Origin of the sequence: Zeimonas arvi (assembly GCF_008039575.1) — a bacterium.
GTDB lineage: Bacteria > Pseudomonadota > Gammaproteobacteria > Burkholderiales > Burkholderiaceae_E > Zeimonas > Zeimonas arvi.
On sequence record NZ_VDUY01000002.1, the window covers coordinates 151,584 to 176,995 of the forward strand.

General features: G+C 70.2%; 20 protein-coding genes and 2 tRNA genes. 16 read left to right on the forward strand and 6 right to left on the reverse strand.

Going from position 1 to position 25,412, the window contains the following annotated elements; genetic code table 11:
• Window positions 1-35 precede the first annotated feature (35 nt).
• The 4 genes from katG to FHP08_RS05155 form a co-directional block, all read right to left on the reverse strand.
• Window positions 36-2,210 carry a catalase/peroxidase HPI gene (gene katG, locus FHP08_RS05140; RefSeq protein ID WP_147703259.1) on the reverse strand — a complete coding sequence of 725 codons (2,175 nt, stop codon included), beginning with the start codon at window positions 2,208-2,210 and terminating at the stop codon, window positions 36-38.
• Between the two features lie 106 nt (window positions 2,211-2,316).
• Window positions 2,317-3,183: an alpha/beta hydrolase gene (locus tag FHP08_RS05145; RefSeq protein ID WP_147703260.1), complete on the reverse strand. Its 867-nt coding sequence runs from the start codon at window positions 3,181-3,183 to the stop codon at window positions 2,317-2,319.
• Complete coding sequence (locus FHP08_RS05150; protein ID WP_222707818.1) at window positions 3,180-3,551, reverse strand: diacylglycerol kinase; 372 nt, start codon at window positions 3,549-3,551, stop codon at window positions 3,180-3,182. The genes FHP08_RS05145 and FHP08_RS05150 overlap by 4 nt, the downstream gene beginning before the upstream one ends.
• Before the next feature lie 19 nt (window positions 3,552-3,570).
• Window positions 3,571-4,596, reverse strand: a complete 1,026-nt coding sequence (locus FHP08_RS05155) for a phospholipase (protein WP_147703261.1) — start codon at window positions 4,594-4,596, stop codon at window positions 3,571-3,573.
• Window positions 4,597-4,613: 17 nt separating this feature from the next.
• Between FHP08_RS05155 and FHP08_RS05160 the strand changes: the two genes are divergently transcribed.
• Together FHP08_RS05160 and FHP08_RS05165 are read left to right on the forward strand one after the other, a co-directional pair.
• A complete protein-coding gene (locus FHP08_RS05160; protein ID WP_147703262.1) occupies window positions 4,614-6,017 on the forward strand; it encodes a GTPase in 1,404 nt (467 codons plus the stop codon).
• A 43-nt stretch (window positions 6,018-6,060) separates the two neighbouring features.
• A complete protein-coding gene (locus tag FHP08_RS05165) occupies window positions 6,061-8,436 on the forward strand; it encodes a DUF1631 family protein (protein ID WP_187272175.1) in 2,376 nt (791 codons plus the stop codon).
• Window positions 8,437-8,500: 64 nt separating this feature from the next.
• On the opposite strand, the gene FHP08_RS05170 is transcribed toward FHP08_RS05165, so the two are convergent.
• Complete coding sequence (locus tag FHP08_RS05170; RefSeq protein WP_407703981.1) at window positions 8,501-9,649, reverse strand: ABC transporter ATP-binding protein; 1,149 nt, start codon at window positions 9,647-9,649, stop codon at window positions 8,501-8,503.
• Between the two features lie 43 nt (window positions 9,650-9,692).
• Here FHP08_RS05170 and FHP08_RS05175 point away from each other — a divergent pair, with 43 nt between their 5' ends.
• From FHP08_RS05175 to FHP08_RS05235, 13 genes are all read left to right on the forward strand, one after another.
• Complete coding sequence (locus FHP08_RS05175; RefSeq protein WP_147703264.1) at window positions 9,693-11,357, forward strand: ABC transporter permease; 1,665 nt, start codon at window positions 9,693-9,695, stop codon at window positions 11,355-11,357.
• A gap of 62 nt (window positions 11,358-11,419) precedes the next feature.
• A tRNA-Val gene (locus FHP08_RS05180) sits at window positions 11,420-11,496 on the forward strand.
• Window positions 11,497-11,581: 85 nt separating this feature from the next.
• Window positions 11,582-13,501: a threonine--tRNA ligase gene (gene thrS / locus FHP08_RS05185; RefSeq protein WP_147703265.1), complete on the forward strand. Its 1,920-nt coding sequence runs from the start codon at window positions 11,582-11,584 to the stop codon at window positions 13,499-13,501.
• Window positions 13,502-13,549: 48 nt separating this feature from the next.
• Window positions 13,550-14,071 carry a translation initiation factor IF-3 gene (gene infC, locus FHP08_RS05190; RefSeq protein ID WP_147703266.1) on the forward strand — a complete coding sequence of 174 codons (522 nt, stop codon included), beginning with the start codon at window positions 13,550-13,552 and terminating at the stop codon, window positions 14,069-14,071.
• A gap of 126 nt (window positions 14,072-14,197) precedes the next feature.
• Window positions 14,198-14,395 (forward strand): 50S ribosomal protein L35, encoded by a 198-nt coding sequence (gene rpmI, locus FHP08_RS05195; protein WP_147703267.1) that lies wholly within the window; start codon window positions 14,198-14,200, stop codon window positions 14,393-14,395.
• Window positions 14,396-14,405: 10 nt separating this feature from the next.
• On the forward strand, window positions 14,406-14,768 hold the full coding sequence (gene rplT / locus FHP08_RS05200) for a 50S ribosomal protein L20 (RefSeq protein ID WP_147703268.1): 363 nt from the start codon (window positions 14,406-14,408) through the stop codon (window positions 14,766-14,768).
• Between the two features lie 149 nt (window positions 14,769-14,917).
• Complete coding sequence (gene pheS / locus FHP08_RS05205) at window positions 14,918-15,946, forward strand: phenylalanine--tRNA ligase subunit alpha (protein ID WP_147703269.1); 1,029 nt, start codon at window positions 14,918-14,920, stop codon at window positions 15,944-15,946.
• Window positions 15,947-15,957: 11 nt separating this feature from the next.
• Window positions 15,958-18,366, forward strand: coding sequence for a phenylalanine--tRNA ligase subunit beta (pheT, locus tag FHP08_RS05210; protein ID WP_147703270.1), 2,409 nt, complete (start codon window positions 15,958-15,960; stop codon window positions 18,364-18,366).
• 78 nt (window positions 18,367-18,444) lie between these two features.
• Window positions 18,445-18,864 (forward strand): integration host factor subunit alpha, encoded by a 420-nt coding sequence (locus FHP08_RS05215; protein ID WP_225879040.1) that lies wholly within the window; start codon window positions 18,445-18,447, stop codon window positions 18,862-18,864.
• Window positions 18,861-19,316, forward strand: coding sequence for a MerR family transcriptional regulator (locus FHP08_RS05220; RefSeq protein ID WP_147703271.1), 456 nt, complete (start codon window positions 18,861-18,863; stop codon window positions 19,314-19,316). Before FHP08_RS05215 ends, FHP08_RS05220 begins: the two co-directional genes overlap by 4 nt.
• A gap of 15 nt (window positions 19,317-19,331) precedes the next feature.
• Window positions 19,332-19,408: transfer RNA gene (locus FHP08_RS05225), tRNA-Pro, on the forward strand.
• A gap of 68 nt (window positions 19,409-19,476) precedes the next feature.
• Window positions 19,477-20,616, forward strand: coding sequence for a 3-deoxy-7-phosphoheptulonate synthase (locus FHP08_RS05230; RefSeq protein WP_147703272.1), 1,140 nt, complete (start codon window positions 19,477-19,479; stop codon window positions 20,614-20,616).
• Between the two features lie 152 nt (window positions 20,617-20,768).
• On the forward strand, window positions 20,769-21,110 hold the full coding sequence (locus FHP08_RS05235) for a hypothetical protein (RefSeq protein ID WP_147703273.1): 342 nt from the start codon (window positions 20,769-20,771) through the stop codon (window positions 21,108-21,110).
• 29 nt (window positions 21,111-21,139) lie between these two features.
• Here FHP08_RS05235 and FHP08_RS05240 read toward each other — a convergent pair whose 3' ends face one another.
• Entirely contained in the window at window positions 21,140-24,730 is a 3,591-nt protein-coding gene (locus FHP08_RS05240; RefSeq protein WP_147703274.1) for an indolepyruvate ferredoxin oxidoreductase family protein, read from the reverse strand.
• A gap of 145 nt (window positions 24,731-24,875) precedes the next feature.
• Between FHP08_RS05240 and FHP08_RS05245 the strand changes: the two genes are divergently transcribed.
• On the forward strand, window positions 24,876-25,346 hold the full coding sequence (locus FHP08_RS05245; RefSeq protein ID WP_147703275.1) for an Lrp/AsnC family transcriptional regulator: 471 nt from the start codon (window positions 24,876-24,878) through the stop codon (window positions 25,344-25,346).
• Window positions 25,347-25,412: the final 66 nt, after the last annotated feature.

A 25,412-nucleotide genomic window follows, 5' to 3' on the forward strand; every position in this document is an offset into this window, starting at 1 on the left:
CCCGAAGCCTGCCGGCCCCGGGAGGGATGTCACGCTCACCCCAGGTCGAACCGATCCGCGTTCATCACCTTGGTCCAGGCCGCGACGAAGTCACGCACGAACTTCTCCTTGCTGTCGTCCTGCGCGTAGACCTCGGCGTAGGCCCGGAGGATCGAGTTCGAGCCGAACACCAGGTCCGCCCGAGTCGCGGTCCAGCGCGTCTTGCCGGTCTTGCGGTCGCGGATCTCGTACAGGTTGCTGCCCGCCGGCTTCCAGGTCCAGGCCATGTCGGTCAGGTTGACGAAGAAGTCGTTCGTCAGCACGCCTTCCCGGTCGGTGAACACGCCGTGCTTCGTGCCGCCGTGGTTGGTGCCCAGCACGCGCATGCCGCCGACCAGGACCGTCATCTCGCAGGCGGTCAGCCGCATCAGCTGCGCCCGGTCGAGCATCAGCTCCTCGGGGGTGACCACGTAGTCCTGCTTCAGCCAGTTGCGGAAGCCGTCGGCCAGGGGTTCCAGGACCTCGAAGGACTCGACGTCGGTCTGCGCCTGGCTGGCGTCGCCGCGGCCCGGCGCGAAGGGCACACTCGCGTCGAAGCCGGCGGCCTTCGCCGCCTGCTCGACGCCGAGGTTGCCGGCCAGCACGATCACATCGGCCACGCTGGCGCCGGTCTCGGCGGAGATCCTCTCGTAGACCGCGAGCATCCTGGCCAGGCGGGCCGGCTCGTTGCCTTCCCAGTCCTTCTGCGGCGCCAGGCGGATGCGCGCGCCGTTGGCGCCGCCGCGGAAGTCCGAGCCGCGGAAGGTTCGGGCGCTGTCCCAGGCGGTGCTGACCATGTCGCCGATCGACAGGCCGGCGGCCGCGATCTTCGCCTTGACCGCCGCGACGTCGTAGTTGCTGCGGCCCGCCGGAACCGGGTCCTGCCAGAGCAGGTCTTCCTCGGGGACGTCCGGGCCGATGTAGCGGGACTTCGGGCCCATGTCGCGGTGCGTGAGCTTGAACCAGGCGCGGGCGAAGACTTCCGAGAAGTAGGCCGGATCCTTGCGGAAGCGCTCGGAGATCTTGCGGTACTCGGGGTCGAAGCGCAGCGCCATGTCGGCATCGGTCATGATCGGCTTGCGACGGATCGAGGGATCCTCGACGTCGACCGGCATGTCCTCTTCCGCGATGCTCACCGGCTCCCACTGCCAGGCCCCGGCCGGAGACTTCTGCAGCCACCAGTCGTGCCCGAAGAGCATGTCGAAGTAGCCGTTGTCCCACCTGGTGGGGTGGGTGGTCCAGGCGCCCTCGATGCCGCTGGTCACGGCGTCGCGGCCAATGCCTCGGGTCTTGTGATTGTTCCAGCCGAGCCCCTGTTCTTCGAGCTCGGCGCCCTCCGGCGCCGCGCCCAGGTTGGCTGCGCTCCCGTTGCCGTGCGCCTTGCCCACGGTGTGGCCGCCCGCGGTCAGGGCCACGGTTTCCTCGTCGTTCATGGCCATGCGTGCGAAGGTCACGCGCATGTCGCGGGCCGTCTCGAGCGGATCGGGCTTGCCGTCGACGCCTTCCGGGTTCACGTAGATCAGGCCCATCATCACCGCGGCCAGCGGGTTCTCCAGGTCGCGCTCGCCCGAGTAGCGGCTACCCTCGCTGCCGCTGGGGGCCAGCCACTCCCTCTCGGAACCCCAGTAGGTGTCCTTCTCGGGCTGCCAGATGTCTTCACGACCGAATCCGAAGCCGAAGGTCTCGAGGCCCATCGACTCGTAGGCGATGTTGCCCGCCAGGATCATCAGGTCGGCCCAGCTGATCCTGTTGCCGTACTTCTTCTTGATCGGCCACAGCAGGCGGCGCGCCTTGTCCAGGTTCCCGTTGTCGGGCCACGAGTTGAGCGGGGCGAAACGCTGGTTGCCGGTGCCGCCGCCGCCACGGCCGTCGGCGATGCGATAGGTGCCCGCGGAATGCCAGGCCATGCGGATCATCAGGCCGCCGTAGTGGCCCCAGTCGGCCGGCCACCAATCCTGGCTGTCGGTCATCAGGGCCTTCAGGTCCCTCTTGAGCGCCTCGACGTCGAGCTTCTTCAGCTCCTTGCGGTAATCGAAGTCCGGCCCCAACGGGTTCGTCTTGCTGTCGTGCTGGTGCAGGATGTCCAGGTTGAGGGCCTTGGGCCACCAGTCCATGCGCGACGCGCCGGCCGACGTGGCGCCGCCGTGCATCACCGGGCACTTGCCGGCGGATTTCGCAGTGTTCTGATCCATTTGCATCTCCCTTCGCTTGGTGATGGACGACTCTAACCGTCCATGGAGTCGGGGATCCAATTCTTTCCTTCCATCGGATCCATAGGCGATTTCACTCGCGCCGCGCTCAGCCGCTCGTCACCGCGAGCATCCGGCCGAGCATCGCCTCGATCGCCGCGGCCGTGTCCTGCGGCCGCTCCATCGGGAACAGGTGGCTGCCTTCGATCATCTGCAGGCGGTCGGGGTCGCCGCGGCCGACCACCCTGCGCGTCATCGCCAGGCCGATCTGACGAAGCTCCAGCGAGCGGGTGCCGCCGATGAAGCCGACCGGGCAACGAAGCGGATGGCTGCGCAGCAGGCGATCGAGATTGTGCGGAAGCGTGTTGTAGATGGCCGTCTCGACGTCCCGATCGAAGTCCAGCACACGGCGCGTCGTGCCATCTGGAGCGACTTCGTCGTGCATCGCGTGCGCCACGTAGTCGCGCAGCACCTGCGCTTGCCAGCCTGCGAAGGCCCGCTTGTGCCGGAAGTGCTCGAGCGCCTCCTCTGCGCTCGGCCACTGGTAGCGGCGCCGGCGGCTGACGCGGCCGGGCGAGACCGAACCCACCAGCTGGGTCAGCTTGACCAGTCCGAGGGTGCGGGCCCGCCAGCCGCCCAGCAAGGGCGAGTCGAGCAGCAGCACGCCGCGCACCCCCTTGCCGCCCAGGCGGGGCTGGCGCGCCGCACACATCAGGCTCAGGAACCCGCCCAGCGAGTGGCCGACCAGGAAGGCCGGGCCCTCGTGCCGCGCGATCTCGGGTGCGGCGAAGTCCGCCAGCTGCTGGACGAGGTGCGGCCAGTTGCTGGTCACCGGATACCGCGGGTCGTGCCCGAACTTCTCGATCGCCTTGACCGCGATGCCGCGCGCCCGCAGCGAGCGGAACAGGACGCCGTAGGTGCCGGCAGGGAAGCTGTTGGCGTGGGAGAAGACGATCAGCGGAGCGCAGGCAGTCATGAGCGCAGGAAGTCGAACGCAAAGGCCAGGCCGACCGCCACCGCGATCCCGCTGGCGACCAGCACCGCGCCGGCGGCGATGTCCTTCGCCGCGCCGATCTCCGGGTGCTGCGCGGGGTGCAGGTGGTCGATCAGCGTTTCGAGGGCGCTGTTCGCGAGCTCGGCCACCAGCACCAGGCCGACCGCCAGCCCGAGCACCGCCCACCAGACGGGCGCGGGGCGCGTGACCAGCAGGACCAGCAGCACCGCCGCAGCGCCAAGCAGGTGCGTCCTGATGCTGCGCTCGCGGGCCAGGGCGAGCTTCAGCCCGTTCAGCGCGAATCGCGCGCGCCTGCCGAAACCCTGGCCCTTCAAGCCGCCCGCCCGCATCGTCCCTCCGCCGGCATCGTCAAGGCTCGCCGCGCAGCGCGCGGACGAAGGCCCGCGTGTGCGCCCCGAACTCGCTCATCAGGGGAACGAGCAGGTCGATCATCGCATCTCGCGCCGCCGGATTCTCGCCGGCGAGCGACAAGGCGTTGATCCACAGCATTCGCGCCGTGCCCAGTCCCGGAAGCACCCGGGCGTGGTAGGGCTGTGTGAGGTCCTGGACGTAGTGAAGGGCCCAGCCGGCGAAGCGCCAGCCCCAGTACGCGTGCCCGGTCCGCAACGCCTGCCTGGCCAGCGCGATGAAGAGGGTGATGCGGTACTCGGGAAGCGTGCGCTTCAGGAAGGGCGCCGCCGCCGACACGATCGGAGATTCGTGCCAGAAGCCCATGTGGATCGGCGCCTGGCTCGAGAAGGCGAGGGCGGGGTTGCCGAAGGGCTGCGGCCCGAAACCGTAGACGCGTCCGTGTGCCGTGCCGTTGTCGGCCCACAGGCCGAGATCCATGCCATAGTCGGGCTCGTCCGAGGCGGTCGACAGCACCTCGGCCGGGCTGACCCGATCGCCCGCCGCCAGGCGCACGTACTGCGACCGAGCCACGACGCGATTGCCGCCCAGCGTCGTCACCTCGGCGCCGGGAAGCATCGGCCTGCCTTCGAGCGACTCGCCGGGCAGGCGCTGCAGGTAGAGCTCGGTACGCGCGTCGGGCGCGAGCCGCAAGGCCGCCAGGAAGCGTCGCCTCAGGTCGGCGGCGTCGCTCGCATCGCCCGGGGCGAAGCGAAGAGCGTCGGGCCGGGGCGGGTAGTCGGGCAGGTGCTCGCGCGCCCAGCGCTCGTGCTCGTCGAGCACGTCCGTCAGGACTCGTCCCTGTGCCGCAAGGAAGGTCTCGATGCGCTCGACCTCGACGGACGCGCCGGCTGCAAGCCCGGTCAGGGGCGCGAGCGCCGAGCGCGTTGCCAGGGCGTGATTGCTCCAGGCAGCCGCGGGGCCGGCAGCCAGCAGCGCCGTCGAGAGGCAGGCCTGCAGGTACAGTAGACCGAAGGATCGAAACACGAGCCCGTCCGACAACGATGAACAGTCACTCCACACCCCGCGCCAGGCGCATCGCCATCATGGGCGCGGCCGGCCGGGACTTCCACAACTTCAACGTCGTCTACCGCGGCGACGCGCGCCACGAAGTCGTGGCCTTCACGGCCGCGCAGATCCCCGGCATCGCCGATCGCCGCTATCCGGCCGAACTGGCCGGCCCGCGTTATCCGCAAGGCATTCCCATCGTAGACGAGGCGAGACTCGCCGCCCTGATCGCGGACAAGCGGATCGACGAGGTCGTCTTCGCCTATTCCGATATCGCGCACGTCGAGGTCATGCATCGCGCGTCGATCGCGCTGTCCGCCGGCGCCGACTTCACGCTGCTCGGCCCGGCGAGCACGATGCTCGCGTCGCGCCTGCCGGTGATCGCGGTGTCGGCGGTGCGTACCGGGGTGGGCAAGTCGCAGGTCTCGCGCTGGCTGTCCACCCGCCTGCGGGCGCGCGAACTGCGCGTGGCGGTGATCCGCCACCCCATGCCCTACGGCGACCTGGCGCGGCAGGCGGTGCAGCGTTTCGCCTCGCGCGCCGACCTCGACGCCGCCGACTGCACGATCGAAGAGCGCGAGGAATACGAGCCGCACATCGCGGCGGGCGGCGTCGTCTGGGCGGGCGTCGATTACGCGCGCATCCTGGCCGAGGCCGAGCGCGAGGCCGACCTGATTCTCTGGGACGGCGGCAACAACGACTTTCCCTTCCTTCGGCCCGATCTGCACCTGGTGCTGGTCGACCCGCTGCGGGCGGGCCACGAGCGCAGCTGGCATCCCGGCGAGGCCGTGCTGCGAATGGCCGACGTGGTCGTGGTTGCGAAGGCCAACTCGGCGACCGACGAGGCGCTGGCGCAGGTCGAGGCCTCGGCGCGCGAACTCGCGCCACGCGCCGCGCTGGTCCGGGGCGCTTCCGTCGTTCGGCTCGACCCGCCGGCCTCGCTGGCGGGCCGCCGGGTGGTGGTCGTCGAGGACGGTCCCACGATCACCCATGGCGGCATGCCGCACGGCGCGGGCTGGGTGGCGGCGCAGGCCGCCGGCGCCGCCGGGATCGTCGACCCGCGAACCTCGGCCATAGGCGAGATCGCCGACGTGTATCGCCGCTACCCGCACATCGGCAGGGTGCTGCCGGCGATGGGGTATTCGGCGCAGGAGGTCGCCGACCTGAAGGCCACCATCGTCGCCTGCGGTGCCGATGCGGTCGTTTCCGGAACGCCGGCGGACCTCGGCGCGCTGCTGGGGCTTGCGCTGCCGGTGCACCGCGCGCGCTACGACTACCGGGACTCCCAGGACGGCCTCACCGATCGAGGCCTGCCGGCCGGGCGCGCGACCACCGGCCGCCGCAGCCTCGCGCAGTGCGTGGACGAGTTCCTCGCCCGCAGGATGGGGCGCGTCGATTAGTTCACGTAGGCGGGGCCCCGCTTCGGGTAGCATCGCCCCGACCGTGAACGATGCCGACCCGACAAGACCCGCGGAGCCTTCGCGCCCGCTGCTGTTCGCCCGCGTGCGCGAGGCGCTGGGCACGGCTTCGTCGCGCGCGCTGCGCGAAGCGCTGATCGCCATCTCGCACGACCTGGAGCGCGGCGCCGACGCGGCCCTGGACGGTCGCGAGCGCCAGTCGATGCTCTCGGCCGCGATCCAGCTCGGGCGCGACCCGATCGGCCGTTCCGCTCGCGTGCCGGAAGAATTGTCCCGCCGGGTGCTGCGTTGCCTGGAATTGTCGCGCACCCGCGGAGGCGAGGGCACCGCCCTGTCCCTTCTGGGCCACGAGGCGCTCGAGGCGCAGATCCTGGCCGGATCGCTCGCCGCCGCGATCCGGGAAGGGGCCGGCGTCCAGTACGACGACTACGTGAACCGGGTTCGCAGGATCGCCTCGGGCGACTGGAGCGACGACGACGCGAACCCCCTGGGGGCGCGCACGATCGCCGCGGCGATCGTCTCGGCAGTGTCCGGCGTGGCCGAAACCGCCAATACCCGGCTCGCGCTGCGCCAGTCGCTGTGCCGCCACATGGCCGGCCCGATCGCCGCCGCGATCGCGTCGGCCGATGCGATGCTGGAAGCCGAAGGCGTCTCTTCGGCGCCGGAGCGTCCTGCCGTCGAGCTCGACGAGGACGACTGGGCGGAGGAGGGCGAGCCGGACGCGTTCGGGGCCCGGCCGGAATCCGAATCCGGGCCCCGCGCCGAATCCGGACGGCCGGCAGCGGGCGCCGCCGAACCGGTTCTCCCGATCGAGGAACCTGCTGCCCGGGAAGCGCCCGCCGGCCCCGCATCGCTGCCGCCGCCCCCGGCCGGCGACGAGGGCCGAGCCGAGACCGATGTCGGCGTCGCCGAGCGCGTGGCTTCGGTCGACCGGGACGCCGCCATGCTGGGCAGCTCGCCGCTGTCCGCGCTGCGCGCACCACCGTCCGGCGCCGCGCTCTCGGTGCTGCAGCCGGTGGCCGCGCTGGAGCGCGATGCGGTTGCGCTCGCCCATTCGGCCGGTGTGGCGCCCTACACCCGGGAAGCCCGCGCAGAGTTCTTCGGACGGGCACGCGGCGGCCTGTCACGGGCCGGCGCCTCGCCGGCCCAGCTCGCGGTCGTCGATGTCGTCGCCGCGATGTTCGACTACGTGGTCGACGACCGGCGGATGCCCGAACCGGCCAAGCCGCTGGTCTGGCGTCTGCAGCAGCCCGCACTCGCGCTGTCGCTGCTCGATCCCGGCTATCTCGGCGACGAGCCGCGATCGCTGCGGCGACTGGTCGAGCACGTCGGCGCGATCTCGGTGGCCTTCGCCGAGGACCTGACTCGCGGCAGCGAACTGCATCGCCGGCTGGAGACCATCGTGCGCGCGGTCGAGGTGGTCACGGGGGCGCTGCAGACCCGGTCGTCGGTGATCGCGCGCCAGGTCGAACGCGAATACGCGCGCGCCGCCCAGCATGTCGGGCAGCTGATCGAACGGGTCGCGCGCGAGCGGCAGTCGCTCGAGACCGCGCCCGATCGGCGCAACCGCCGGGACTACTCGCGACGTCCGGGCCCGGACCGCGAGCGCCTGGTCACCGAGCGCATCCGCGAGCTGATCGAGCGGCGCCTGTCGGGCAGCGAAGTGCCGGAGTCGGTGCGCGAATTCCTGCAGAACGTCTGGCTCAGGCACTTGCGGACCGCGGCGCTGCGCAGCGGCGAGGACAGCACCGATTTCCGGGTCGCGATGCAAGTGGTCGACGACCTGGTCTGGAGCCTCGACGGCCGCGACGGTGGCAGCCGCCGCGAACTCGCCGAACGCATCCCGCCGCTGATCCGGCTGATCGGACAGGGCGTCAACGAGATCGGCGCGAAGGACGACGAGTACCGCGCATTCTTCGACGAACTCTTCCTGATCCACCTTCGCCGGATGCAGCGCAAGCGGGGACGGCCGGACGGCGCGCGAAGCCCCGCCGCCGATCGCGGCGCGCCGTCGGGCGCCGCCGAATCGGCGCCGATGGCGGCACCCGGCGCGCGGCGCGACGACCAGGCGGCGCAGACCGAGACCGGCGAGCCGGAACACGCGGATCGCAGGCTGCTGGAGATTCTCGGCTCGCTGGACCTGGAAGACCTGGCCCCCGCACCCCGGCGACTGCCGCTCGACGGCAACGAGGCCTTCACGCAGCTTGGCCGTGGCGACTGGGTCGAGCTGCTGGGCCGCGACGACCGGTCCAGCTACGCGAAGGTCGCCTGGATCAACCAGCGGCGGACCGTGGCGCTGCTGGTCCGGCGCGGCGATCGCCGCGCGCTCTCGATGCGGATGGACGACCTGAAGGTGCGCTTCCTGAGCCAGCGCGCCTTCCTGATCGCATCCGGTCTCTGAGTCGCCACGTCCGGGCGGCGTCGACATCATCCCGTCCGCCCACCGGGCGGCTTCAATGTTCGCCTCAGGAAGGCCCGGTCAGTGACGGCGCCCGGCTGCCCTCGTCGGCCGGGAAGGTCACCACGTGGTCGGCGCCGAAACGGATTCCGATCCGCTCGCCGATCGCGTGGTTGTGGTGGCTGGGCACCAGGGCCAGCAGCATGGCGCCGCTGGGCAGCCGCAGCGTGTAAAGGAAGGCCGCGCCGCGGAAGGCCTTATTGACCACCTCGGCCTGCAGCGGGCTCGCGTCGTCGTGAATCACGTCGTCGGGCCGCAACAGCACCGTGACCTCGCCCTGGGCATTGGCGGTGGCGCCCGCCATCGCCTGGTCTGCGCGGGTCTGGATCGGCAGGGTGCCGAGCTCGATCTGCACGAAGGAGCGGCCGTCGCGATGCTCGACGCGCCCGGGCAGGAAGGCGCCCAGGCCCACGAAGTCGGCCACTTGCCGCGTGTCCGGCTGGTGGTAGAGACGGTAGGGGCTGTCCCACTGCGCGATGCGGCCGGCCTCCATCACGCCGATGCTGTCGGCCAGCGCGAAGGCCTCGTACTGATCGTGCGTGACCAGCAGAGCGGTCGTGCCGTGCCTCTTCAGGATGGCGCGAAGATCGAGCGCCAGGCGCTCGCGCAGGTCCGGGTCCAGGTTGGAGAAGGGCTCGTCAAGCAGCAGCACCGAAGGCGAGGGCGCGAGCGCGCGGGCCAGCGCGACCCGCTGCTGCTGGCCGCCCGACAGCTCGTGCGGAAAGCGCCTGCCGATCGTCGGCAGCCCGACGAGCTCCAGCATCTGCGCCACGCGGTCGGCCCGCTCGCCCGCCGGCAGCTCGCGCAGGCCGAAGGCCACGTTGCCGGCGATGTCCAGGTGCGGGAACAGGGCGTAGTCCTGGAACACCACGCCGACGCCGCGCTTCTCGGGAGCAACGAATACCGTGGCCGAGACCACCTCGCGCTGGCCGATCAGGATGCGGCCGCGGTGCGGGCGCACGAAGCCGGCGATCGCCCGCAGGGCGGTGGTCTTGCCGCACCCCGAAGCGCCGAGCAGGGAGCCGATCTCGCCCGGCTTCAGCGAGAAGCCCAGCCCGTCGAGCGCGAGAACCCGGTGGTTGCCGCTGCCGAACGAAACCGTCAGCCCTTCGACCTGCAGCGATGCGCCTGCGACGAGACTCTTCTCGATATTCACTTGCGAATAACTATAATTCTCAGTCAAAGCATTGTAGCGAACCGTGTCCGCCGCCGTCGAAGCCACCGCCCCCGCCGTCTTGCGCGAGAGCAAGACCGATCCGATCAGTCTCGGGGCGATCCTGCTTGCGCTGGCCGTGGCCGCGCCGATCGTCGCCTTGCTCTGGCTGGCCTTCGCGCCCTCGGCAGGCGAGCAAGGCTCCCTGGACCACCTGTTCGGCACGGTGATGCCGCGCTACACGCTCGCCACCGCCCACCTCGCGCTGGTCGTCGTGGCCATCGTGGTCGCGCTCGGCGTGTCCACCGGCTGGCTGGTCGCCGCCTACGAGTTCCCCGGCCGCGCCTGGCTGGCCTGGCTGCTGGTGCTGCCGCTGTCCACGCCGGCCTTCGTGATGGCCTATGCGTACACCGACTTCCTGGCCACCTGGGGCCCGCTGCAGTCGGGGCTGCGGGCGCTCACCGGCCTGGAGGTCGGCGAGTACTGGTTTCCCGCGATCCACTCCCCGAACGGAGCAGGGCTCTTCCTCGGACTGGCGCTGTACCCGTACGTCTACCTGCTCTCGCGCGCCGCCTTCGCTGATCGCAGCCCCTCGCTGGCCGAGGCGGCGCGCTCGCTGGGCTCGAGCCGCGCGGCCGTCTGGTGGCGGGTGACCTGGCCAGTGGCGCGCCCGGCGGTCGCCGCCGGAACCGCCCTGGCGCTGATGGAAACCCTGGCCGACTTCGGCACGGTCAGCTACTTCGCGGTCGACAGCTACACCGCCGGCATCTACCGGGCCTGGCAAGGCATGGGCGACCGGGTCGGCGCCGCCCGGCTCGCGCTGATCCTGCTGGTCTTCGTCGGCGCGCTGATGTGGACGGAGCGGCGCTCGCGCAGCCGGATGCGCTTCCATGCCCGCGCGGCCCGGCCCGCGCCCCGCGTGCCACTGCGCGGTTGGCGAGCCTGGCGGGCCACCCTCTGGTGCCTGCTGCCGCCGCTGCTCGGCTTCCTGCTGCCGGCGCTGCTGCTTGCCCAGAGCTGGCTGGCCGACGGCGCGCAAGTCGACCCGCGGCTGGGCGGCTGGATCCTGAACACCACCCTTCTGGCAGCGGCGGGCGCGGCGACCGTGCTGCCCCTCGCACTGTTCGCCGCCTATGCCGCCCGCCTGGGCGGCGGGCGGGTGCTGCGACTGGGCGTCGCGCTGGCCAACAGCGGCTACGCGGTGCCCGGCGTGGTGCTCGGGGTAGGGCTGCTGATCCTGTCCGGCCAGATCGATCGCCTGCTCGCGCCGCTGACCTCGGCCCTGGGCATGGAAGCGGTGCTGGCCGGCGGCAGCGTGTTCGCGGTGGTCTACGCGTACTCGGTGCGCTTCTTCTCGGTGGGCTGGCAGGGCATCGATTCCTCGCTCAAGCGGATCAGCCCGTCGATGGACCACAGCGCGCGCAGCCTGGGCCGGCGCCCAGTCGAGGTCTTGCGCGAGGTCCACTGGCCGCTGATGCGCCGCGGCCTCGCTTCGGCGGCGCTGCTGGTCTTCATCGACTGCCTGAAGGAGCTGCCGGCCACGCTGGTCCTGCGTCCCTTCGACTTCGACACGCTGGCGGTGGTGGCCTACCAGTTCGCGTCGGACGAGCGCCTGGCCGCCGCGGCGCTGCCTTCGTTGCTGATCGTGGCGGTGGGGCTGGCCCCCGTGGTGTTCCTGTCGCGGGTAGCCTCCAGCGAAACGAAACGCTGAGCGGCCGGCCTCATGCGGCACTGCGGAAACCTGCCGCGATTCGTGTATACTTTCTTTCTTTCAGGCGCGTAGCTCAGCTGGTTAGAGCACCACCTTGACATGGTGGGGGTCGTTGGTTCGAGTCCAATCGCGCCTACCAGCCTTCCCCGGGCTGGTGGCAGGGGGGCGGTCACGACCGCCCCTTTTTGTTTTTGCCGCCCGGAGCCGAGCAGGTCCCGACGCCCATGATCCAGATTACGCTTCCCGACGGTTCGCAGCGCTCCTTCGAGGGCCCGGTCACGGTCGCGCAGGTCGCGGCCTCGATCGGCGCCGGCCTGGCCAAGGCCGCCCTGGCCGGCCGGGTCGACGGCCGGCTGGTCGACACCTCCTGCACGATCGATCGCGACGCATCGGTGGCGATCGTCACCGAGCGCGACCCCGACGGCCTGGAGATCATCCGGCACTCCACCGCCCATCTGCTGGCCTATGCGGTCAAGACCTTGTTCCCCGAGGCGCAGGTCACGATCGGCCCGGTCATCGAGAACGGCTTCTACTACGACTTCTCGTACAAGCGCCCGTTCACGCCCGAGGATCTCGCGGCCATCGAGGCGAAGATGACCGAACTCGCCCGCAAGGACGAGACCGTCGTCCGCGAGGAATGGGAGCGCGACGAGGCGGTGCGCTTCTTCGAGTCCATCGGCGAGAAGTACAAGGCCGAGATCATCGCGTCGATCCCTTCGAACGAGAAGATCTCGCTGTACCGGGAAGGCGATTTCATCGACCTGTGCCGCGGACCGCACGTCCCGTCCACCGGGCGGTTGAAGGTCTTCAAGCTGATGAAGGTGGCCGGCGCCTACTGGCGCGGCGACTCGAAGAACGAGATGCTCCAGCGCATCTACGGCACCGCCTGGGCCAGGAAGGACGAGCAGGACGCCTACCTGCACATGCTCGAGGAAGCCGAGAAGCGCGACCACCGCAAGCTGGGCCGCGAGCTCGACCTCTTCCACATGCAGGACGAGGCCCCGGGCCTGGTGTTCTGGCATCCGAAAGGCTGGGCGCTCTGGCAGCAGGTCGAGCAGTACATGCGCAGGGTGTACCGCGACAGCGGCTACCAGGAGGTCAAGGGGCCGCAGATCCTGGATCGCAGTCTCTGGGAGCGCACCGGGCACTGGCAGAACTACCGCGAGAACATGTTCACGACCGAGTCGGAGAACAGGCACTACGCGCTCAAGCCGATGAACTGCCCGGGACACGTGCAGATCTTCAAGTCGGACCTGCGCTCCTATCGCGAGCTGCCGCTGCGCTACGGCGAGTTCGGCCAGTGCCATCGCAACGAGCCCTCGGGCGCGCTGCACGGCATCCTGCGGGTGCGCGGCTTCACCCAGGACGACGGCCATGCCTTCTGCACCGAGGAGCAGATCCTCGACGAGTGCGTGGCGTTCACCGCCAAGCTGCAGGAGGTCTACCGCGACTTCGGCTTCTCCGACATCCTCTACAAGGTCGCCACTCGGCCCGAGAAGCGTGTCGGTTCCGACGCCCTCTGGGACAAGGCCGAGGCCGCGGTCATGGAGTCGCTGCGCCGCTCGGGCTGCGAGTTCACCATCGCCGAGGGCGACGGCGCCTTCTACGGCCCGAAGATCGAGTACACGCTGAAGGACGCGCTGGGCCGCCCGTGGCAGTGCGGCACGATGCAGGTCGACTTCAACACCGCCGAGCGCCTGGGCGCCGAGTATGTGGCCGAGGACAACTCGCGTCGCCACCCGGTCATGCTGCACCGGGCCATCGTGGGTTCGCTCGAGCGGTTCATCGGCATCCTGATCGAGAACCACGCCGGCGCGATGCCGATGTGGCTGGCGCCAGTGCAGGCCGTCGTGATGAACATTACCGACGCGCAGGCCGATTACGCCCGATCTGTTGCAGAAACATTGAAAAAACAAGGATTTAGAGTAGAAACCGATTTGCGGAACGAGAAGATCAACTATAAAATCCGCGAGAACAGCCTTCAAAAGGTGCCGTATCTGCTCGTCGTCGGCGACAAGGAACGGCAGGCTGGCAAGGTGGCCGTGCGCGCGCGCGGCGGAATCGATCTCGGCGCCCTGGGCGTCGACGCCTTCGTGGAGCGACTGTCCGAGGACATCTCCACCAGGCGATCGAATCCGCAATGAGTCGCACGGCTCCTTCTTTTCCGACGAAACGAACAAGGAGAACGCAGCATCGCTACGGAACGCTCGCATCGCATCAACGGTGAGATCACTGCACCCGAAGTGCGCCTGTCCGGCCCTGACAACGAGCCGATCGGAATCGTCAGCTTCAGGGAAGCCCTGAGGTTGGCCGAAGAGGCCGAACTCGATCTCGTCGAGATTGCGCCCCAGGCCGTGCCCCCCGTCTGCCGCCTGATGGACTATGGAAAGTTCAAGTACCAGGAGCAGAAACGGCAGGCCGAGGCCAAGGCCAAGCAGAAGATCATCCAGGTCAAGGAAGTCAAGTTCCGGCCCGGCACCGACGAAGGCGACTATCAGGTCAAGCTGCGCAACCTGAAACGCTTCCTCGAAGAGGGCGACAAGGCGAAGATCACGCTGCGCTTCCGGGGCCGCGAAATGGCCCACCAGGAATTCGGCGTGCGCCTGCTGGAGCGAGTCCGCAACGATGTCGACGAGATCGCCACCGTCGAGCAGATGCCCAAGCTCGAAGGCCGGCAAATGATCATGGTCATCGCGCCGCGCAAGAAGAAATGACCGCCTTGCGCGGAGCATGAAGGGCGCCCGCAAGGGCGCCCGAACAAGCCGAGCGGGTCGATCGAAAGTTCCGGTGCAAGGGTACCGGGCACCCGACAAGGCATTAGAAGAGAAGTCGAGGCCAACATGCCGAAGATGAAGACGAAGAAGAGCGCCGCCAAGCGCTTTCGCGTCCGCGGTTCCGGCTCGGTGAAGCGTGCGCATGCCTTCAAGCGCCACATCCTCACCAAGCGGACCACCAAGAACAAGCGCCAGCTTCGCGGGACGACCGAGGTGCATGCCTCCGACGTCGTCAGCGTGAAAGCCATGCTGCCGTACGCATAAGGAGAGCGCCATGCCCCGAGTCAAACGCGGAGTCACCGCTCGCGCCCGTCACAAGAAGGTCCTGGCCCGCGCCAAGGGATACCGCGGCCGCCGCGGCAACGTCTATCGCGTGGCCGTCCAGGCGGTCATGCGTGCCGGCCAGTACGCCTATCGCGACCGTCGCACCAAGAAGCGCGTGTTCCGCTCGCTGTGGATCGCGCGCATCAACGCCGCGGCCCGCGAGCACGGCATCACGTACAGCCGCTTCATCGCCGGCCTGAACAAGGCCGAGATCGGGCTGGACCGCAAGGTCCTGGCCGAGCTGGCCGTCAACGACAAGCCGGCGTTCGCGGCGATCGTCGCGCAGGTGAAGACCTCGCTCGGCGCAGCCTGAGCGTCGCCCGGGCGGCCTCGTGCTGCCCGGACTGCCGTCGGCCTCGCGTAATATCGCGCTCCGGTCCGGCAACCGAACGGGGCCTTCGCGGCCCCGTTCGCGTTTCCTCCCGCCCTCCGCTCATTTCGACTCCCGCAGGAACACGACCGATGTCCGACTCCTCCCGCCTCGCCGACCTGGCCGCCCGCCTCGCGGCCGATATCCAGGCCGCGGCGAACCCGGCCGAGCTCGCCAATGCCAAGGCCCGCGCGATCGGGCGTGACGGCGCACTGACCGCCGAGATGAAGAAGCTCGGTGCGCTGACCGGCGCCGAGCGCGCCACGGCCGGCCGCGAGCTGAACCAGGCCAAGCAGGCGATCGAGACGGCGGTGAGCGTGCGCGAGGCGGCCATCGCCCGCGCCGAGCTCGACGCGCGGCTGGCCCAGGAAGCCATCGACGTGACGCTCCCCGGCCGTGCCGCCGGCGCCGGCGGCCTGCATCCGGTGAGCCTGACGATCGAGCGGATCGAGGCGATCTTCCAGTCGATCGGTTTCGACGTGGCCGACGGCCCCGAGATCGAGGAAGACTTCTTCAACTTCACTGCACTGAACACGCCGGAGAACCATCCCGCGCGTTCGATGCACGACACCTTCTACGTCGACGCGAAAGACGCGAACGGCAACGGGCTGCTGCTGCGCACCCACACCAGCCCGGTTCAGGTCCGATACGCCCGCGCGCACAAGCCGCCGATCCGCGTGATCGCGCCGGGCAAGACCTACCGGGTGGACTCCGACGCGACCCACTCGCCGATGTTCCACCAGTTCGAGGGGCTGTGGATCGACGAGGACGTCTCCTTCGCCGACCTGAAGAGCGTCTACACCGATTTCCTGCGCCGCTTCTTCGAGCGCGACGATCTCGACGTGCGCTTCCGTCCGTCCTACTTCCCGTTCACCGAGCCGTCGGCCGAGATCGACATGCGCTTCGCCGACGGACCGCTCGCCGGCCGCTGGCTCGAGGTGAGCGGCTCGGGCCAGGTGCACCCGAACGTCGTGCGCAACTTCGGCCTCGATCCCGAGCGCTACATCGGCTTCGCCTTCGGGTCGGGCATCGAGCGCCTGGCCATGCTGCGTTACGGCGTGGGCGACCTGCGCCTGTTCTACGAAAACGACCTGCGCTTCCTGCAGCAGTTCAACCGCTGAGAGAGTCCGAGATGCGTGTTCCCGAGAGCTGGCTGCGCAGCTTCGTTTCCCCCGACTGGACTTCCGACGAGATCGCCGACCGGCTGACCATGGCCGGCCTCGAGGTCGAGGAGGCTTCGCCCGCCGCGCCGCCTTTCTCTGGCGTCGTCGTGGCCGAAGTCCGCAAGGTCGAGCGCCATCCGAACGCCGACAAGCTGTCGGTCTGCGAGGTCGATGCGGGCGACGGCACGCTGCGCACCATCGTCTGCGGCGCGCCGAACGTGGCCGCGGGCATGCGCGTGCCCTGCGCGGTGCCCGGCGCGGTGCTTCCCGGCAACTTCGTGATCAAGCCGGTCAGGATGCGCGGCGTGGAGAGCGCCGGCATGCTGTGCTCGGCCCGCGAGCTGGGCCTGTCCGAGGACCACTCCGGCCTGCTGGCGCTGGCGCCCGACGCCCCGATCGGCGCCGGTATCCGGGACTGGCTGAAGCTCGACGACACGGTCTTCACGCTCAAGCTCACGCCCAACCTGGCCCACTGCATGAGCGTGTTCGGCGTGGCCCGCGAGCTGGCCGCGCTGTCCGGGGCCGAGCTGCAGACTCCCGAGCACCCGCCGGTGGCGCCTGCCATCGTCGACAAGCTCCCGGTGAAGATCTCCGCGGCCGACCTGTGCGGACGCTTCTCCGGCCGCGTGATCCGCGGCGTGAACGCCGGGGCGCCCACGCCCGACTGGATGCGGCTGCGCCTCGAGCGGGCAGGGCAGCGCAGCATCTCGGCGCTGGTGGACATCTCGAACTACGTGATGCTCGAGCTCGGACGCCCGTCGCACGTCTTCGACCTCGACAAGATCCACGGCGGGCTCGACGTGCGCTGGGCGCGCAAGGGCGAGACGCTCGAGCTGCTCAACGGGCAGACGGTGCAACTCGACGCGGACGTCGGCGTGATCGCCGACGAGAAGGCGGTCGAGAGCCTGGCCGGCATCATGGGCGGCGAGGCCACCGCGGTATCCGACGACACCCGCAACATCTACGTCGAGGCCGCCTTCTGGTGGCCCGCCGCCGTGGCCGGCCGCTCGCGCCGCTACAACTTCGCGACCGACGCCGGCGCCCGTTTCGAGCGCGGGGTGGACCCGGCCACCACCGTCGAGCACATCGAGTACCTGACCCGGCTCATCCTCGACGTCTGCGGCGGCCAGGCCGGTCCGATCGACGACCAGGTCACCCGCCTGCCCGAGCGCGCGCCGGTGTCGCTGCGCACCGCCCGGGCGCGCAAGATCATCGGCGTCGACATGGCCGACTCGACCCTGACCGACGCCTTCGCGCGCCTCGGCCTGCCGGCCCGGCTGCAGGGCGACCGCATCGTGGTCACGCCGCCCTCGTGGCGCTTCGACCTGCAGATCGAGGAAGACCTGATCGAGGAAGTCGCCCGGATCTGGGGCTACGACCGCCTGCCGCAGCGCCCGCCGCGCGCGCCGGCCGCCCTGATGGCCTGGCCGGAGGCGCGCCGCACCGTGTCGCGCCTGAAGCGCACGGTGGCCGCGCGCGACTACCAGGAGGTCATCAACTACAGCTTCGTCGAGAGCGGCCTCGACGCGCAGCTGGGCCTTGCTCCCGAGGGCAGCTCGGCGATCCGTCTGCTGAACCCGATCGCCGCGCAGATGGACCGGATGCGCACCACCCTGTGGGGCAGCCTGGTCGAGAACCTGCGCGCCAACCTGAACCGGAAGGCCGGCCGCGTGCGTCTCTTCGAGGTCGGCCGCGTGTTCTTCGCCGACCCCGCCGTGCCGGCCGGCCCGGCCCAGGTGCACGGCATCGCCCAGCCGCGCCGGCTCGGCCTGCTGGCCTTCGGTCCGGCCGTCGACGAGCACTGGTCGGCGGCGCCGCGAGCGGCCGATTTCTTCGACATGAAGGGCGACCTGGAAGCGCTGGCCGGCGAGGGGCTCACCGTCGAGGCAGCCGAACATCCGGCCCTGCATCCCGGGCGCAGCGCGCGCGTGCTGCTCGAGGGCCGCCCGGTCGGCTGGATCGGCGAGATGCACCCGGCGCATCAGCAGGCGCTGGAGTTGCCGCAGGCACCCGTCCTGGCCGAGATCGAGCTCGATCCGCTGCTCGCGGCGAAGGTGCCGGTCTACCGCGAGGTGTCGAAGTTCCCGCCCGCGATCCGCGATCTGGCCGTCGTGGTCCCGATCGACATTCCGGCCGCCCGCGTGCTCGGCGAGATCGCCTCGGCGATCGCTTCGGTGCCCGCCGCAGCGCTCGTGAAGAACGTCAGGATTTTCGACGAATATCGCGGTAAGGGATTGGAAAATAAGGAAAAAAGCCTTGCCTTCAGATTATGGATGCAAGATACTGCCCGGACCCTCAGCGACGCCGACGCGGCCGATGCGGTACAGGGGATCGTCGGCTGGCTGGCCGACAGGATCGGCGCGCGACTGCGCGGCTGACGGCAAACGAGGCGACAGACAAGGCCGATGCAGGCACGACCGAACGACCCCGGGTCGAAAGAAGAATTGGCGGACGCGATGACTCCGATTGGCCAGGCCCTCGACGAGCGGCGGCTCGATTCCGCGAGCGCCGACGGCAGCGCATACGGCGCTGCGAAGGCGGCGAGCCAGTCCGCCCAGCCGGCGGCGGTGCCGGCCGGCGAGCAGTTCACCCTCACCAAGGCCGAGCTGGCCGAGATGCTGTTCGAGCGGGTGGGGCTGAACAAGCGCGAAGCCAAGGACATGGTCGAGACCTTCTTCGACGAGATCCGCGGCGCCCTCGAGCGCGGCGAATGCGTGAAGCTCTCGGGCTTCGGCAACTTCCAGCTGCGCGACAAACCCCAGCGCCCCGGCCGCAATCCCAAGACCGGCGAGGAGATCCCGATCTCGGCCCGCCGCGTGGTGACCTTCCACGCCAGCCAGAAGCTGAAGGCGCAGATCGAGGGCATCGAGGATTGAGCACCCGGCCCGACACCAAGGCGGTGCTGCCGCCGATTCCCGCCAAGCGCTACTTCACGATCGGCGAGGTCAGCGAGCTGTGCGGGGTCAAGCCGCACGTGCTGCGCTACTGGGAGCAGGAGTTCACCCAGCTCAAGCCCATGAAGCGGCGCGGCAACCGCCGCTACTACCAGCACCACGAGGTGTTGCTGGTGCGGCGCATTCGCGAGCTGCTCTACGAGCAGGGCTTCACCATCAGTGGCGCGCGCAACCGGCTCGGCGAGTTGCAGGCACGCTCGCGCGCCGGCAACGGCACCGAGGCCGGCCCGCAGGCCGACGGCGCCGCGCGGGGCGAAGGGGCCACTGGCGGTTCCAACGCCGATTCGCCGCTCGACACGGCCGCCTTGCGCGCCGATCTCGAGCAGGCCCTGGCCATTCTGGAAGGGCAGGCCGGAGAGGCTTCGCGAACCTGATATACTCCGCGGCTTCGGGGCGTAGCGCAGCCTGGTAGCGCACTTGCATGGGGTGCAAGGGGTCGCGAGTTCGAATCCCGCCGCCCCGACCAAATCGAAGGGCCAGCTCCCGCAAGGGGCTGGCCCTTTGTCTTTTTGCGCGTAAACCGGAGACGGCGAGTTGAACCGCATCGACGACCCCCTTCACGATCGCGAGACCGGATCGGTCGATTCCACGCTCGACACCACCCGGATCGACGACGTGCGGATCCGCGCGGTGCGCCCGCTGATCTCTCCTGCCTTGCTGCTCGACGATCTCCCGGTGCCCGACGAGGCCCTCGCGCTGATCGAGCGCAGGCGCGCGGAGATCGCCGACATCCTGGGCGGCCGCGACGATCGCCTGCTCGCGGTGGTCGGACCCTGCTCGATCCACGACCGGGACGAAGCGATCGAGTATGCGCACCGGCTGAAGGCAACCGCCGATGCCCTGTCCGCCGACGTCCTGCTCGTGATGCGGGTCTACTTCGAGAAGCCGCGCACCACGCTGGGCTGGAAGGGATACATCAACGACCCGCGACTCGATGGCAGCTTTCGCATCAACGAGGGCCTGCGCCGGGCGCGCGAGCTCTTGCTCGATCTCGCGAGCCTGGGCCTGGCCACCGGCACCGAGTTCCTCGACCTGCTGAGCCCGCAGTACATTGCCGACCTGGTCTCCTGGGGCGCCATCGGCGCGCGCACCACCGAGAGCCCCAGTCACCGCCAGCTCGCCTCGGGGCTGTCCTGCCCGATCGGATTCAAGAACGGCACCGACGGCGATGTGCAGGTCGCGGCGGACGCGATCGTGGCGGCCCGCGCGAGCCACGCCTTCATGGGCATGACGAAGATGGGCCAGGCCGCGATCTTCGAGACCCGCGGCAACGAGGCCACACACGTGATCCTGCGCGGCGGCAAGCATGGGCCGAACTGCGACGCCGCCGGCGTCGACGCGGCCTGCGCGGCGCTGCGCAAGGCCGGCTTGTCCGAGCGCGTCATGGTGGATTGCTCGCATGCCAATTCCGCCAAGCAGCCGCTGCGGCAGATCGACGTGGCGGAAGATCTCGCCGGCCGGATCGCAGCCGGCGACCGGCGCGTGGCCGGGGTGATGCTCGAGAGCCACCTGGAGGCCGGCCGGCAGGATCTCGCTCCCGGTGTCCCGCTGAAACGAGGGCTCTCGATCACCGATGCCTGCATCGGATGGACGCAGACCGAGCCGCTGCTGCTGCGTCTGGCCGAGGCGGTCCGGCAGCGCCGGCGAGCCGGCGCTGCGCCTGGCGTCGCGTGAACCGGGAGCGAGACGCCGATCGCGCGCCGGGCGGGCCCCGCGCGCGGCCCGGGGGCCGTCTACGCGCGATCTCGCTCGCAGTCCTCTGCCTGACCTGCCTGCCGCAACCGCTCTCGGCCAGGGAGCAAGGTGCTGCCGGATCCGCGAAGCCCGTGCAGCCGCTCCCGCCGCTGACCGGCCGCTGGGCCGTTCGAATCGTCCAGCCCGCCAGCGGCTGCGACTGGATCGGCGAGGTCCGCCTGAACGATCGGTCCGCCGTGCTGACCGGCGAGGGCGCTGCGAGCGCCACGAAAGCCTCGCGCGACCCGCGCCGCTGCCCACCCCTGAAGGGTGAGGTGAATGGCTCCGTGCGCGGCGAGGTCGTCCGCTTCGGCTTCGCCACGGGCCGCCTCGGCAAGGCCGAGTTCGAAGGCCGGCTCGTGAAGCAGGGCAGGGAGATGCACGGCAGCTGGACCGCTCGATCGGCTGCGGGCCAGTGGGCCGCGGCTCGCTGAGCGAACCCGGCGCGCCGCTCCCGGCTTCTCTACGCTGACTCGGCGATCAGTCGCTCGACCGGCCGCGATACCGGCTGATCCAGCCCCAGACGCCCCAGCAGCTCGCGCTCTCGACGCTTCGCTGCGACGAGATTGCGCAGCTTGACCTGGCCGTATCCGCGGATCGAGCGCGGCAGCGAAGCGACTTCCACGGCCAGCGCCATTGGTTCGTCCAGGCCGAGCCGGTCGGACGAAGCGGCGGCCAGGTCGGACAGGCGAGCGAGCAGGCCATCGATCATCGCGGCATAGTCGACGGGCAGCGCCCGTTCGATGCGACGCTCGCGCGTGTGCCCGAAGGGATCGACTGCAGTTCCGCGCAATCGGCGAAGGGCTGCTAGCGCGCCGAGCAGCGGGAATGCCCAGGCTCCCAGCCTCAGCTTGCGCGGCGGCCCGTCACGACCCGGGCGTGCGAGCAGCGGCGGCGCCAGGTGCAAGGTCAGCGAGAAGCGGCCTTCGAACTGTGCCTCGATCGCCTGCCGGAAGTCGTCCGACGCATGCAGCCGGGCGACCTCGTATTCGTCCTTGTACATCGACAGCCTGGCGTAGCTCCGGGCAACGGCCGGCGCGAGGACCAGCGCCTCGCCCGGTGCGCGCAGGCGAGTCTCGAGCGCGACCGTCCGCTCCACCAGGCTGCGCCAGCGGCCCGCCAGGTGCGCGTTCTGGTAGGCGACCAGCTCCGACTCCAGGCGCGCGAGCAAGGCGTCGAGCGGGATGTCGTCCTCGGCCTCGCACCGGGCGTGCCGCGCGACAAGGCCCGGACGCCCCAGCGCCTCGTCGAGCCAGACCGGATCTGCCGCAGCGAGCCGGCCGAGCCGGAATGCGAGGAGATTGGAGTCGACGGCCACGCGGTTCAGTTCGATCGCCTTCTCGATCGCCTCCCAACCCACCGGCACGATTCCCCGCTGCCAGGCGAAACCCAGCATCACGACGTTCGCCGCCATCGCGTCGCCCAGCGCCGCCTCGGCAATCGCTCGGGCGTCGCACAGGTCCGGACCGCCGCCGGCCGCCTTGGCGAGCTTGTCGAGCAAGGCCGACAGCGGCATGTCCGCATCCGGATCCCTCAGCTGCGCGGCGATCGGGGCCGCAGCCAGGTTCGCGACGATCCGCGTGCGGCCTCGGCTGACCGTCTGCAGGGCATCGTCGCCGGCGGCCACGACCAGGTCGCAGGCCAGCACTGCGTCGGCCTGCCGGGCGTCGATCCGCGCCTGGTTCAACGCGCCGGCATTCGCGGCGATGCGCACGTGCGACAGCACGCTGCCGCCTTTCTGCGCGAAGCCGGTGAAATCGAGCACCGACGCATGCCTAGCCTCGAGATGCGCGGCCATGGCGACCAGCGCACCGACGGTCACCACGCCGGTGCCGCCGACCCCTGCCACCAGCAGGTCGTAGGGGCCCTGCGATGCAGGCGGCCCGGCCTGAGGCAAGGCGGCGAGGCGCTGCGCCAGGCGCTCGCGATCGATCGACCGCCCGGGCCGGCGCAGTCGCGCGCCGCGCACTGACACGAAGCTCGGGCAGAACGCATCGGCGCATCGCAAGTCCATGTTGCACGACGACTGGTCGATCCGCCGCTTGCGTCCGGTCGGCGTGTCCACGGGCACCACCGACAGGCAGTTGGAGATCCGGCCGCATTCCCCGCATCCGTCGCAGACGGCCTCGTTGATGATCAGGCGCGATGGCGCAGCGGAGTGTTCGCCACGCTTGCGCCGGCGGCGCTTCTCGGCCGCGCAGACCTGAACGTAGATCAGGGCGGAGACGCCGGGCAGCTCGCGAAGCTCGCGCTGGACCGCGTCGAGCGCGGCGCGCGGGTGAAAGCTGACGCCGGGTGGAAAGCCGGCTTTCACCGGAGCCAGTTCATCGGGCTCCTCGGCGACGACGGCGATGCGCGCCACCCCTTCGGCCCGGAGCTGGCGGGCGATCGCGTCGGCCGTCGCCACGCCGTCGGGCGGCTGCCCGCCCGTCATCGCCACCGCGTCGTTGACCAGGATCTTGAAGGTGATCCGACCCTTCGCCGCGACCGCCTGGCGCACCGCCAGCACGCCGGAATGCAGCCAGGTGCCGTCGCCCAGGTTCTGGAACACGTGCGGCGTCGCGGTGAAGCGCGAATGCGCGAGCCAATCGACGCCTTCCCCGCCCATCTGGGTCACGCCGGCCGTGTCGCGGTCCATCCACATCGCCATCGCGTGACAGCCGATTCCCGACTGGGCCCGGGACCCGGCCGGCACCACGGTCGAGGTGTTGTGAGGACAACCGGAGCAGAAGTGCGGCACCCGCGTCCAGTGATCGGCGGGGTGCGGCGACAGCGGGGACGCAAGCAGCCCGGCGACCAGCGATCGACGATCGAGGGCGGGGCGATGCCGGGCCAGCCAGTCGGCCAGCACCGGCAGCAGGCGCGACGGGCGCAACTCGTCGACTTCGGGCAGAAGCGGCCGGCCGTCGGTCGAGGTCTTGCCGAGGATCGACGGACGGGATCCGGGCGGCGCGCCGTAGAGCAGGGCGCGCATCTGCTGCTCGACCACGCCGCCTTTCTCCTCGACGACGAGCACCTCGGCGAGGCCGCGCGCGAAGGCCCGCATGCGCGCCGGCTCGATCGGGAAGGCGAGCCCGACCTTGTAGAGCCTCACGCCGGCGCGGGCGAGATCGTCGAGACCCAGGCCGATCCTGCGCAAGGCCTCCAGCAGGTCGGGATGAGCCTTGCCGCAGGTGACGATTCCCAGGCTCGCGCCCGGCGGCGCGCAGATCATGCGGTCGATCGGGTGCGCGGCGGCGAACTCGCGCACCGCGTCCAGTCGCGCGGCCATCCGCGCCTCGATCGCAAGCCCCGGCCGGTCGTCGGCGCGGTAGTGCAAGGGGGCCCCCTCGCCGGTGCCGCGACACGGGACGCCGACCGGGAGTTCCAGCGTGTCCAGATCCACGGTGGCTGCGCTCTCGACGACCTCGGAGATCGCCGTCATGCCCACCCACGCGCCCGAGTGGCGGGACAGCGCCCAGCCGTGCAGGCCGAACTCGAGCAGCTCGGCCACGTTCGCTGGACTGAGCACCGGCATTCGCCACGACATCATCGTGAGCTCGCTCTGGTGCCCCATCGAGGAGGACACGCAGCCGTGATCGTCGCCGGCCACGACCAGCACCCCGCCGTTCGGCGAAGCGCCGCGCGCATGGCCGTGCTTCAGCGCATCGGCGGCACGGTCGACACCCGGGCCCTTGCCGTACCAGAGCCCGAACGCGGCCCGGCGCGTTCGCGCGGGGTCGCTCTCCACCTGCTGGGAGCCCAGCACCGCGGTGGCCGCGAGCTCCTCGTTGATGGCCGGCAGGAAGTGGACGTTCGATCGCGCCAGCGCCTCGGCAGCCACCCAGAGCTGCCTGTCGTAGCCACCGAGCGGCGAGCCTCGGTAGCCGCTGACGAAGCCCGCCGTGCCGAGCCCGCGCGCTTCGTCGAGCTCGCGTTGCATCAAGGGCAGACGGACCAGCGCCTGGATGCCGCTCAGGAAGATCGTGCCGGACTTCGCGAACAGGGCGTCCTCCAGGCTGGCACGACGGCGGATCAAGCCAGGCGCTGCGGAAGGGACTTCGGGCGCGTTCATCTCCGGACTCGACGGGCGGCCTGACGCGAACACTGGATTGGAAACATGCTATGCCCGCAGGAACACAGCGATCGTGCGAAGCACGCACAATATCGGCCTGTCGGCGCACGATTCATGTACTGTGCTAGCAAATGGAGAACGGTTCATGCTCGAACTCGATCGCATCGACCTGCAATTGCTCGACGCGCTCCAGCGCGACGGCCGCGCCACGAACCAGGCCCTCGGCGAGCGTGTCCACCTGTCCGCCTCGCAGATCAGCCGACGCATCCAGCGCCTGCAGGACAGCGGGCTGCTCGGACAGTGCGTGACCCTCCTTCCTGCCGCCCGGATCGGACTGACCGTGACCGCCTTCACTCGCGTCTCGCTGGAGCGTCACGGCGAGGGGCGCAACGATGCCTTCGACGCAGCGGTGCAGGCGATGCCCGAAGTGCTCGAGTGCCACTCGGTGACCGGCCCGTACGACTACCTGCTGCGGATCGTCGCGGCGGACCTGGAGTCCTTCGCGCGGTTCATGATGAACCGCCTCATGCGGTTGCCCGGCGTGCGCAGCGTGGAGTCGAGCGTGGTCCTGCAGGAGATCAAGCGAACGACCGCGCTGCCGCTGGGGCAGGCCTAGACCGCCTGCAGGGCTCGGCGTCGGGCTCGCCCGGCCCCGTATAATCGCGGATTACCTTCCGCTCGT